The organism is bacterium (assembly GCA_036524115.1).
Lineage (GTDB): Bacteria > JAUVQV01 > JAUVQV01 > JAUVQV01 > DATDCY01 > DATDCY01.
Map to the genome: position 1 here is coordinate 1 of DATDCY010000182.1, position 9226 is coordinate 9226.

The window sequence follows — 9226 nt, forward strand, 5'->3', positions numbered from 1 at the left end:
CGGCGACGCCACGATGTCCACCGGCGCCAGGATCGGCAGCTTCTCGCCGCCGCGCAGCACGAGCGCCTCGCGGCTCGGGCGCACGCGCAGCGCCGGCCCCGCCGTGCGCTGACTGCCACCGGCGCGCGCGGCGGCGAGCGTCACGCTCCTGACGTCCGAGAGCGCGCCCTCGACCATGGCCGCGCTCACGGCGCTCAACCGGTACTCGTACGCGCCGGCCCCGACCTCCGTGTCCGTGAAGGTGCAGTCGGCCACGCCCGCCCGCAGGCGGAAGGCCCCCGGCGGGTCGGCCGGCGTGCGGCGGAAGACGTTGTAGACCACGGCGCCCGAAACCGGCGCCCACAGCAGCCGGACGGCCGGGGCGTCCCCCTCGGACGCGGCGACCGCGTCGGTCCAGCGGGGCGCCGCCGGAGGGATGAGCTGTGGCTCCAGCGCCAGGACCTCGGCCTCGGCGGACACCGGCCCGGTCCCGCCGGGCCCCGCGGCGCAGACGGAGTAGCGGTAGCGCACGCCGCGCGTGACCGCGGCGTCCAGGTACTGCAGGCCGGGCGTGGCGCCGATCTGGCGCGCCTGTTCCTCGCCCTCGGCGCGGCGCAGGATGAGGTAGCGCTCCGCCCCGGGGACGGCGGTCCAGGCGAGGCCGACCGCCGAGCGCTCGCCAATGAAGCGCTGGGCGACCCAGCGCGGCGCCTCGGGCGCGGCCGCTGCGGCCCGGCCGGCGGCACAGAGGGGGAGCAGCGCAACCGCGAGCGCGAGCGTCACGCGCACCGTGGTCCGCGGCACGGTCACTCCCCCAGGGATTCGAGCAGCCCGCGGTCGATCGCGATCGTCGCGGCGCCGCGCAGCTTCGCGGCGTAGACCGACCGCTCCTTGGCCACGGCGTCGAGCCGCGCGTCACGCGCGACCTTGCCCCGCACCTGGTCGAACGGCGGGGGCGAAGCGACGGAGCCGTAGCGACCGAGATTGGCTTCGTAGTAGGCCCTCAGTTCCGCCTCGCCGAGCTTCAACCGGGGCTCCACCTCGAGGGCGATCAGGCGCCGGGTGGCGGCCGCGCGGGCAAGGCGCTCCCGGCCGCGGTCGTACTTCTCCCGGAAGGCAGGCAGCGCCGCCTCGGCCTCGCGCAGCACCAGCTTGCGTCCCGCGGCCCTGGAGATCGACCTGGCGAAGCGCAGCGCCGTGACCCCCTCCAGCGGCGGGTCGAGCTCGGCGACCATCCGGTCCACCGCCTCGACCTCGCTCCAGAGCACGACGTCGTTCTCCCCGAACCGGGCCACGACGAGCGCCCCGCGCGGAGCCCCCGTCGTGTTCGGCTTCTGGTAGGCGTCCGGCAGCGGCTTGACGTTCGCCTCCGCCCCCGCCTTCTTCTCGAGATTCTCCACCATGTCGCCGAGCAGCGCCGCCTCGGACATCACGCCGCCGTGGCTGCCGCTCATCGAGCTGCCCTGGTGGAACGAGCCCGGGTTCTTCGCCCTGACCTCGTCGGGATACTTCCAGAGCACGTACTGCTCCTCGAGCAGCTGCCGGACGTCGCTCTCGACGGCGGCGACGACCTCGGGCGCCTCGCGCAGGCCCCGGCGCACGGCCTCGGCGTAGAGCAGCTGGCCCTCGAGCGCCCTCTCGAGCGCCCCGCCGGCGCCCGCGGGACCCGCGCCGGTCACGCGCATGATGTCGCGCACCTGGCCGACGGTGATGGGGACGCCGTCGACGGTGGCGAGCACCGCCGTGTCCGGGGGCGGCCCGGCCAGGACGGTCCCCTTGCCCACCGGCGGCGACGCGGCCGGGGACGCGCCCCCGGCGGCCGGGGCGGACGAATCGGCGGCCGCCGCCCAGGGAGCCAGTGTCAGCAGCAGCGTCGCGGCGAGGAGCAGGACCCTACGGGGCCGGCCTGAGGAGTCGGTCGATCTCGGCGTCATTGAGCGTCACCTGTGCTTCCTTGCGCTTGCGCTCGAAGAACTCCTGCCAGTGGGCGGTGCGCTTGGCGAGCAGGGCGCGCGGGCGCGCCTGTTCCTTCACCTGCTCGTAGGGGAGCAGCTCCCGCTCCGATCGCGCGTCAAGCTTGAGGATGTAGAAGTTGTCGCCGATCGGGATCGGCACCGAGATCTCCCCGACCTTCAGCGCCTCGACGTACGCCCGAAGCTCGTCGCGGATGGCGTTCTCGCGCACCCACCCCTGGTCGCCGCCGATCACCGCGCTCTCGCGGTCGATGGACTCGCGCCGCGCCAGCTCCTCGAAGACCGCGCGGCCCGCGACCAGGTCCTCGCGGTAGCGCCTCGCGAGGAAGCCGCTCGGCAGGACGATCTGGCGCACCCGCACCATCGCCGGGCTCTTGAACTGCTCCGGATTGCGGTTGTAGTAGTCGCGCACCTCGTCCTCGTCCACCTGATACAGCTTGTAGACCTGGTCGCGGTAGAGCCCGGTGAGCAGGTCCAGCGCGTAGGCGTCCATCGCCGGCTTCCACCCCGGGTCGGCGCGCTCCAGCCCCAGCCGCCGCCCTTCCTGGGCGGCGAGCAGATCGTCGACCTGCCGGTCGAGCTGCTTGCGCAGCAGCTTCTCCATCTCGCCGTGCTGTGGGAAGCCGTGCTGCGCCTCCTGCTTGAAGACGACCGGCTCGCCGTTGACCTCGGCGACCTTCCTGCCCGACCCGGCCCCGGCCGGGTCGGTCAGCGCCTTCTCGTCGATCGAGATCTTCGCCTTCGCCCGCAGCGTGCCTATCGCGCCGGCCTCGGCATCCTCGCGCTTGGCCGCCAGCACCTGCGGCCGCAGCTCGTCGCGCCTGCGTGCCCGCTGCGTCTCGACGCTGGTGCGGCCCACGGCCTTGAGCACGTACCAGCCGATCGGCTCCTCCAGCGGCCCCGCGACCTCGCCGACGGCCAGCGCGAGGATCACCCGCTTCGTCGCGGGCGAGAAGTGGGTCTCGGCCTCCGCGCTCAGCACGGCCTCCCCCCGCGCGGGCTCCGCGCCACCGACGGCGCGCGCCGCGGCGGCGAAGTCGCCCCCCGCGCGCAGGGCGGCCGCGTAGCGGGACGCCTCCTCCTCGTCCGGGAAGGAGGCCCACGCCACCCGGACCTCCTCCGGCTGCGGCGGGACCATCCGCTCCAGCTCCTCCTCGGTCACCCGGACGTCACCGCGCACCTTGGCGCGCCAGAGCTTCGCGAGCAGCTCGTTCTCGTGGCCTCGCATCTGGTCCCTGAACGCCGCCGTCTCGCGCAGGCCGCTCTCGGTCGCGAGCACGCCGACGACCTCGAGCAGCGCCTGCCGCATGATCGCACCGCGCACCGCGGCGCGGTCCGCCCACAGCTGCTCGTACTCCCCGGGGCCGAGCTTCATCCTCTGGAAGGCTTCGAACTCGGACGCCGTCACGGTGCCGCCGCGGTACGTGGCCAGCACCGCATCGGCTTTCCCGGGCTTTGCGGCTGCCGCGGCCTTCTCCGGCTTAGCGGCCTTCCCGGGCTTTGCAGCCGCCGCGGCCTTCTCCGGCTTAGCGGCTGCCGCGGGCGCGGCGACGGCCGGCCCCACCGGCGCGAAGGCCGCACACAGCAACGAGGCCGCGGCGATCACCGCCGCGGCCCGCGCCGGACTGAACAACTGCCGACGCCCGGATTCCGGGCGCCGGCCGCACATGCGTGGTGTGATTAGATCCATCCGCTTACTTCGCCTTGGCGATCGCCTCGATGGTGTTCTTAACCTCGCCGGGCTCGAAGCCGGTGGCCTTGAAGGCGATGTTCCCCTCCTTGTCGATGAGCAGCGTCGAGGGGGTCGAGCGGAAGCCGTACTTGAGTGCCGACGCGAACTTCGGGTCGTGCAGCATGGTGAAATCCTGGTGGACGAAGCCTTCGTTGTAGCTCTGCAGGTTGTCTTCCTTGAAGTCGATGCTCACGACGTACACGCCCACGTCCTTGAGCTTGCCCTCGGTCTGGGCCGTCTTGAGCTCGGTGATCTCGGCGAGGCACGACGAGCAGCTCGACGAGAGCCAGACGAAGAGCAGCTTCTGCTTCTTGAGCTGGGTGGAGAGCGTGAAGTCCGCCTTGGTCTCGAAGTTCTTGATGGTGAAGTCGATCGCCGGCTGGCCGATCTCCCAGGGCTTCACCTTCTTTGCGGGTGCGGCGGGTGCGGCGGGTGCGGCCGGCGCGGCGGCCGGCTTCGCCGCCGGGGCGGCGGCCTTGGTCTCGGCCGAGGCGGACGTCGCAGCGAGCAGCGCCAGGGCGGCGGCGCATGCAACGGCTGTCTTCCAGGTGCGCATGTGCTTCCTCCTCAAGGCTAGGAGTCTCTCGAGAACGAAAAACCGGGGAGGGGCGCAAGGCGCCCCTCCCCGCGGACACTACGCGGATCTTAGTAGTTGTGGCAGTTGACGCAGAGGGCCGGCGAGTACACGCCGGCAGTGGCCTCCGCCGCCTCGAGGATGAAGTCCGTGCCCTTCGTGATGGTGCCGCCCACGCCGGTCGCGTAGTCCACCGACGTCGCGGACGCGGTGCCGCCCGGAGCCGAGTCGTGCGGCCGGTGGCAGGAATCGCAGTCCATCATGTCGTTGTTCGGGTAGGACGCGGCATTCGGGGCGCCCGCGGCGTCGGCGTACGTGCCGTCCACAGAGCCCGTGACCAGGGTCGTGATGGCGCGCACGTTGTCGGCGGCCGCCGTGATGACCTGGCCCGTGATCTGGTGCGTCCCCGGAGGTCCGGTGGTGCCCTGGGTGGCGCTGTAGTGGCAGTACATGCAGAAGGCCGCGCCGACTTCGGCGCCGCTGCCCGCGGCCATGCCGCGGTTGCCGTTGCCGTCGTCCTTGTAGTTCATGAGCAGCAGGTTGTTCTGCCACCCTTCCTTGCCCGTGCCACCGGCAGCGAGATAGCCGATGTTGCCGATGATGTTGTGGCAGGACTCGCAGACCATGTCGCCGGCAGCGGCCGACTTCCAGCGCGAGATGTTGTCCGCGACGGTGTCGATCGAGCCGGACGCCCAGTTCGACGCCGGGGCCGGCCACGCCCCAGCCATCGGGATCGTCACGACGACGCTCTGCGCGCCGAACCGGAAGTCGCCGTCCTGACCGAGGACGTGCGTGCCCTCGCCGCGGTCCACGCCGTGGCCCATCGGGGTCACCGGCTGGGCGCCGGCGTTGTGGTTGCCGCCGTCGATGTTGGTCATCGTGTCCGCGATCGCGCGGTTGATCGGCTGCTCCAGATCGGTCGGGTTCACGTTGTGGCAGTAGTTGCACCACGTCGGGCTGGCGGCGTGGTTGCCGTTGCCGAAGTTCGCGGTGGCGAAGAAGCCGCCCGCCTGGTTGTGCGCGTACGTCCCGGCGCCGCCGCCGTGGCAGTTCTCGCAGTCGAGCACGGAGTCCATGTCGTCGCCGTCGGCGATGCGCAGGTTCCCCTTGTGGGAGTGGTGGTTGTTCGGCGAGGCGTTCAGGTGGCAGGAGTAGCACCAGTTGACGAGGCCGGGGGAGAGGGGGGGGTTCTGGCGGCGCAGGCGGCCGCGCATGTCGTTGCCCTGCGTGAACGCCGTCCCCTCGTTGGCAGCCATACCGCCGTGGGCGTCGTGGCAGCTCGAGCACATCGGGGTCGGATCCGTGCCGGTCCCCTGCGGCCAGGGGCTGACCGCGGAACCGTGGTTCGGGCCGCCGTCGCTGGGGAAGGTCACAACGTAGGTGCCCGTGGTCGTGTCGATCGGGTGGTCGCCCACCGACGCGGTGGTCACGACCGGAAGCTGGTGGCAGCCGTAGCAGAGGGGCGAGCTGGTGTAGGTGGCCGGGTAGTTGTTGATGGCCAGCTTGTAGTTGCCCTGGCCCGGCGTCTGGGAGGTCTCGTCACCGTGGACGGCGTGGCAGGTGGTGCAGTCGAGGACGCCCGTCGTCGACCCGTCGGCGGAGTGGGCGCCGAGGAGCCAGCCGGTCGGAGCCGTGGTGGCCGAGGTCAGCGCGTTGCCGATGTCCGGGGTGCCCGGGGCGCCGGCAACCGAGGGGACGAGGGCAGTGCGCAGGCGCGCGCCGTTGGTCGCCGTCACGGCGGAGATCTGGACGGGGTGGAGGGAGACCGTGGCGTTGGTGTAGACCATCGAGTTGCCGTCGCCCTGCTCGGCGGCGGTGTCGGTCTCGCCGCGGCGGTGGCAGCGCTCGCAGAGGTCGCCGCGGTAGGCGGCGCCCGTGCCGGCGCGCAGGTACGGGGAGACGCCGTCCGTGTTGTCGTGCACGAAGTGGCACGAGGTGCACTGGATGGCCTGGTCGCCGCTCTGGATCAGCGGGTTGGTCGCGGCGGTGTACGGCAGGTTGGCGTTGGCGTTCATGTACGTCTCGCCGCTCTCGGCCGTCCCGGCGGGGCCGTCAGGCAGGGCGGGGATGGCGCCGAAGAACGGGCCGTGCGCCGTCGTGCCGGTGTAGATGTAGGCGCCCATGTTGGAGCACAGGACGCCGGCAACGGTGCTGCCGTCGTGGCAGGAGTAGCAGAGCTGACCGATCTTGTTGCCGCCCCAGTTGCCGGTGCCGCTCGGGACGTCGATCCAGAGGCGGTCGCCGCCGGCGGCGTGCGGGATGTGACAGTTGTTGCAGGTGAAGCTGGCGTGCGGTCCGCCGAGCGCAAGGACCTGCGCCGGCATGGCCATGAGGCCGGCCGCGAGCAGCATCACTGCTACGAGCGTCGCTTTCTTCATCAAACCCTCCATGTGCCGTACTGCGTTACTACCCCACATCGACCCGTGTCTCGCCGGCGGCTCGTCGCCGACCGGCATCTCGTCGCTTCCCCTGTGCTCCCACCTCCCCTCTTGCTGATGGAATAGCGGTCCCGATCACTCCGGCGGCTGGAAGGGCGGCGGGGACTTGTCCCAGAGCAGCTGCAGGATGCTGTACTGCTTGGCGATGTTCTCGACGACGTAGAACCTGTCGCCGACGATGATGGCGCCGTTCGGGTTCGAGAGCCCCGGGGCACCCTTGCCCTCCTCGTTGGACATCATGTACTTGAACGCGCCGTTGCCGTCGAAGATCTGCGCGGTGTTCACCGTCTTGTCGACCGCGAAGAACCAGTCGGTCTTCGCGTCGTGGGCCACGCCGTTGAGGTACATGAAGGTGCCGACACCCGCGCCGCGCTCGCCGAGCTGGTCGATCATCTTGCCGGTGTCGTCGTAGAAGGTCACCTTGGCGTCGCTGTCCACGACCATCATGCGGCTGCCGTCGTTGCTGACGTCCATCCCCACCGGCGAGCGCAACTCCACGGGCTCGATCGCCTTGCCCTTGTCGTCGTACTTCGTGCCGAACGCCGACTCGAACGTCATGCCGTCGTCGTAGACCTGGATCTGGCTGTTCATGGAGTCGACGACGTAGAACTTGCGCTTCACCGGCGAGAACGCGATCCCCCACGGCATCGCCGCCTGGGGCAGCTTGGGGTCCCGGTAGATGGGGATGGACTTCACGAACTTGCCGTCGGCTTCCAGGATGGTGACGGCCTTCCTCATCTGGTCGGTGATGTAGAGCGTATCGTCGACGATGACGATGCCGGTCGGGCACTCGAACTGTCCCGGCTCGCCGTAGCGCGCCACGAACTCGTTGTCCTTGTTGAAGACGACGATCTTCCTGGCCACGCAGTCGGTGATGTAGATCGTGCCGTCCTTGGCGACCGCGATGTCGCGCGGCTGCATCAGCAGGTCGAGCTTGTTGTCGAGCGTGAAGAGCTTCTTGGTGTGCAGCGGCACGGAGGTGAGCTTCTTCTTCTTCTTGGCCCCCGCGTCCTTCTTGATCTCGGCGATCGTGACCTTCTGCTCGGCGGAGTACGCCGACTCCTGGAACGAGTCGTCGAGGGTCGTCAGCACGTAGTAGTACGTCTTGCCCAGCTCGACCTTGGCGTCGACGTACGTGGTCTCCGGCGCGGAACTGATCTGCTGGTAACCGGAGCCGGCCGTATCGCTGCGGTAGAGGTTGTAGGCGATCGCCTTGCCGGCCTTCGGACTGTTCCAGGAGAGGCCGACGCGGTAGTTGGTCTTGCCGAACTCGGTCGTGGCGTCAGGCTTGACCGCGACCCAGTCGGGGGGCAGCGTCACGGCCTTCTTCTGGCCGGGGATCTTGACGCTGCGCTCCTCGCCGTTGGCGCTGACCTCGGCGCCGGCTACCGTCTGCAGGACGTAATAGTAGGTCTCGCCGGCCTGGACGGTCGTGTCGAAGTGCTGCGGCTGCGCCGTCGCCCCGATCTCGGTGTACCCCGACCCTGCGGTCGCGCTGCGCAGAACCTTGTAGCCGGTCGCCCCAGGGACCGGCAGCCACCGCAGGCCGACCGAGCGCTGGGCGTCGACGTAGAGCACCGCGACCCAGCGCGGGGCGTCGACCGCCGCGGCCGGCGCCGAGAGGCCGGCGACCACGGCACAGACGCAGAGTGCGATGACGAGAACTGACCGGAGCACATCCCTTGCCCTTTGATTCACAGCCTTCTTCCTCCCTTTGCCCTCGCTGTAGGGGCGGTTGTTGCCGAGCGAACGCAGGGAGGCAGTGTAGGATCCTGAATTTTCGTTGTCAACGAACTGATCGTCTCTCACGAATCCAGCCCTCCGCTCCGTACCTTCCGTTACGCAAGAGCAGTGCCAGCGGCGAGGGCCGGAGGCACCGAAAGTAATCCACAGAAACAGGCCTGTAACATCGTGTGGTTACGAATGGCCCACCGGGCGGGGAGATTTGCGCCCGGCGCTGGGGAGCGGGGGGATTTCCCCCACCGCTGGGGGAGACCACGCACCCGCGCCCCCACCTCCTCACTCCATGGCCCGCAGGAACTCGTCCCGGAAGTGCTCGATCGCCTCCTGGCGCATCGCCTGGGACACGATGACCAGGGTGATCGCCGCCCGGTTCGAGGTCTCGTCGAGGGCCACCGAGATGTCGCGCCAGCGGGCGGTGACCGGCTGCGAGAAGCGCTCCTTGAGTGCAAGCCGCAGCGCGGATTCGCGCAGCCCGTCCGCGGGCCGCTCGTAGGAGGCGCGGATCTCGCCGACCCGGTTGCGGTAGTCGTACACGAACTGCAGGTAGCGCATGCCGTGCTTCGGCTCCAGCGCCTCGGTCCCCGTGGCGTTGGCCGGCAGCGCCGCGCGCACCTGCTCGGGGGTCATGCCGAAGCGCACGCCGTAGAAGTCGAACTCCTCCGCGCCCGCGCGCGCCGCCTGCGCCCCCGCGCCGGCCGCGCCGCACAGGAGCGCGAGCGCCGCGAGCGCGGCCATCGCCGCCGTCCTGGCCCATCCCATGTCGTCATCCTCCGTTGTGTGGTCGTCC

7 protein-coding genes are annotated in these 9226 nt (G+C 70.4%); all 7 read right to left on the reverse strand.

Annotation, left to right across the window (positions count from 1 at the left end; translation table 11 throughout):
- Positions 1 to 783: hypothetical protein (locus VI078_08920; GenBank protein ID HEY5999402.1), on the reverse strand; the 783-nt coding region annotated here is incomplete at its 3' end.
- A gap of 2 nt (positions 784 to 785) precedes the next feature.
- Positions 786 to 1913 carry a hypothetical protein gene (locus tag VI078_08925; protein ID HEY5999403.1) on the reverse strand — a complete coding sequence of 376 codons (1128 nt, stop codon included), beginning with the start codon at positions 1911 to 1913 and terminating at the stop codon, positions 786 to 788.
- Positions 1873 to 3585 carry a peptidyl-prolyl cis-trans isomerase gene (locus VI078_08930; protein HEY5999404.1) on the reverse strand — a complete coding sequence of 571 codons (1713 nt, stop codon included), beginning with the start codon at positions 3583 to 3585 and terminating at the stop codon, positions 1873 to 1875. Before VI078_08930 ends, VI078_08925 begins: the two co-directional genes overlap by 41 nt.
- 61 nt (positions 3586 to 3646) lie before the next feature.
- Positions 3647 to 4240, reverse strand: coding sequence for a redoxin domain-containing protein (locus VI078_08935; GenBank protein HEY5999405.1), 594 nt, complete (start codon positions 4238 to 4240; stop codon positions 3647 to 3649).
- A gap of 89 nt (positions 4241 to 4329) precedes the next feature.
- Positions 4330 to 6636: a cytochrome c3 family protein gene (locus VI078_08940; protein HEY5999406.1), complete on the reverse strand. Its 2307-nt coding sequence runs from the start codon at positions 6634 to 6636 to the stop codon at positions 4330 to 4332.
- Positions 6637 to 6771: 135 nt separating this feature from the next.
- Positions 6772 to 8373, reverse strand: a complete 1602-nt coding sequence (locus VI078_08945) for a hypothetical protein (protein ID HEY5999407.1) — start codon at positions 8371 to 8373, stop codon at positions 6772 to 6774.
- Positions 8374 to 8715: 342 nt separating this feature from the next.
- Positions 8716 to 9226: hypothetical protein (locus VI078_08950; protein ID HEY5999408.1), on the reverse strand; the 511-nt coding region annotated here is incomplete at its 5' end.